1 protein-coding gene and 1 pseudogene are annotated in these 2,085 nt (G+C 73.0%); both read left to right on the top strand.

Features of this window, described 5'->3' with window-relative positions:
• Window positions 1-325: 325 nt before the first annotated feature.
• Window positions 326-1,909 carry an acyl-CoA carboxylase subunit beta gene (locus tag NWP10_RS11705; RefSeq protein WP_258301017.1) on the top strand — a complete coding sequence of 528 codons (1,584 nt, stop codon included), beginning with the start codon at window positions 326-328 and terminating at the stop codon, window positions 1,907-1,909.
• A pseudogene (locus NWP10_RS11700) lies at window positions 1,906-2,085 on the top strand (hypothetical protein); the annotation flags it as partial. The gene NWP10_RS11705 and the pseudogene NWP10_RS11700, both read left to right, overlap by 4 nt.

The following is a 2,085-nucleotide window of genomic DNA, read 5'->3' as shown; positions in this document are numbered from 1 at the left end:
CTGGTCCGCGGTGGCCACGGCCAGTCCGTGGCGCGGGCCCTGGCGGCCCACGCGCGCGAGCACCTCGTCCTGGGTGGACCCGGCCGAGTCCAGCCAGACCAGGACCGGGGCGGCGGGGTCGTGGGGTGTGTGCATTCCCTCAGGTATACACGCCGACCCTGGCCCGTCCCTGGGTGCCCGCGGCCCCCGCCGCCGGCACCCGCGGGGCCGGTCCACCGCCGTCGCCCCCCGGATTGTGGACTTCCTCCAACGGCCGCGCGCTCCCCCGGCCCGTACACTGGCCGCTGAGCTGGAGCATCTGGCGGACCACCACAAGGAGGACGTGTTGAGCGATCCCGATCTGACCACCACGGCGGGCCGGCTGGCCGACCTGCACCGGCGGCTCGAGGCCACGGCCGCGCCCGGCGGCGAGGGCGCCGTCGAGCGGCAGCACGCGCGCGGCAAGCACACCGCCCGCGAGCGGATCGACCTCCTCCTGGACGAGGGCTCGTTCGTGGAGCTGGACGCCCTCGCCGTGCACCGCACCACCGCCTTCGGCATGGACGCCAAGCACCCGGCGGGCGACGGCCTCGTCTCCGGCTTCGGCACCGTGGACGGCCGTCAGGTGGCCGTCTACTCCCAGGACTTCACCGTGTTCGGCGGCTCCCTCTCCGAGCGCAACGGCCAGAAGATCGTGAAGGTCCAGGAGTTCGCGGCCCGCAACGGCTGCCCCGTGATCGGCATCCTCGACGGCGGCGGCGCCCGCATCCAGGAGGGCGTCGCCTCGCTCGCCCAGTTCGCGGACATCTTCCGGAACAACGTCCTGGCCTCCGGGATGATCCCGCAGATCTCCCTGATCATGGGCCCCTCCGCCGGCGGCGCGGCCTACTCCCCCGCGCTCACCGACGTCGTGGTGATGGTGGACCAGACCTCGCACATGTTCATCACCGGCCCGGACGTGATCAAGACCGTCACCGGCGAGGACGTGGACATGGAGACCCTGGGCGGCGCCCGCTCCCACAACTCCACCTCCGGCACCGCCCACTACATGGCCTCCTCCGAGGAGGACGCGATCGCCTACGTGCAGGAGCTGCTCGAGCTGCTGCCCTCCAACAACCTCGCCGAGGCCCCGACGTTCGAGGCGGCGGACCCGGAGACCACGGACGAGGACCTCGCCCTGGACGAGATCGTCCCGGACTCGGCCAACCAGCCGTACGACATGCTCGAGGTCATCGGGGCGATCGTGGACGAGGGCCACCTGCTGCAGCTGCAGGAGCTCTACGCCCCCAACGTGATCACCGGCCTGGCGCGCCTGGACGGCATGTCCGTGGGCGTCGTCGCCAACCAGCCGCAGCAGCTGGCCGGCACCCTGGACATCGCGGCCTCGGAGAAGGCCGCGCGCTTCGTGCGGTTCTGCGACGCCTTCAACATCCCCATCCTCACGCTCGTGGACGTGCCCGGCTTCCTGCCCGGCACGGACCAGGAGTTCAACGGCATCATCCGCCGCGGCGCCAAGCTGATCTACGCGTACGCCGAGGCCACCGTGCCGAAGCTGACCGTGATCACCCGCAAGGCCTTCGGCGGCGCGTACATCGTGATGGGCTCCAAGAAGCTCGGCGCGGACCTCAACCTCGCCTGGCCCAGCGCGCAGATCGGCGTGATGGGCGCCCAGGGCGCGGTGAACATCCTGTACCGCCGCGACCTCAAGGCCACGCAGGAGGCCGGCGGCGACGTCGACGCCCGCCGCGCCGAGATCGTCGCGGACTACGAGGCCGAGCTGCTCAACCCGTACCAGGCCGCCGAGCTCGGCTACGTGGACGCCGTCGTGCCCCCGCACGCCACCCGCGGCGCCCTCATCCGCGCCCTGCGCGCCACCCTGCACAAGCGCGAGGCCCGCCCCGCCAAGAAGCACGGGAACATGCCGCTGTGAGCGCCCCGCACGAGCCCCGCACCCCGAACGCCGCCGGGACGCCCGACGACGCCGCGGCCGAGCCGACGACGGCCGACCCGCTGCAGCTGCGCGGCGTCGAGCTGGACCCGGAGGAGATGGCCGCGCTGACCGCCGTGCTCGCGCACGCCCGCGCCGCCGAGGCCGAGGCCGCGCGC

Origin of the sequence: Micrococcus sp. HG099 (assembly GCF_024723355.1) — a bacterium.
GTDB lineage: Bacteria > Actinomycetota > Actinomycetes > Actinomycetales > Micrococcaceae > Micrococcus > Micrococcus endophyticus.
Note: the sequence above shows the minus strand (reverse complement) of the source record. Positions and strands in the feature narration are given on the sequence as shown.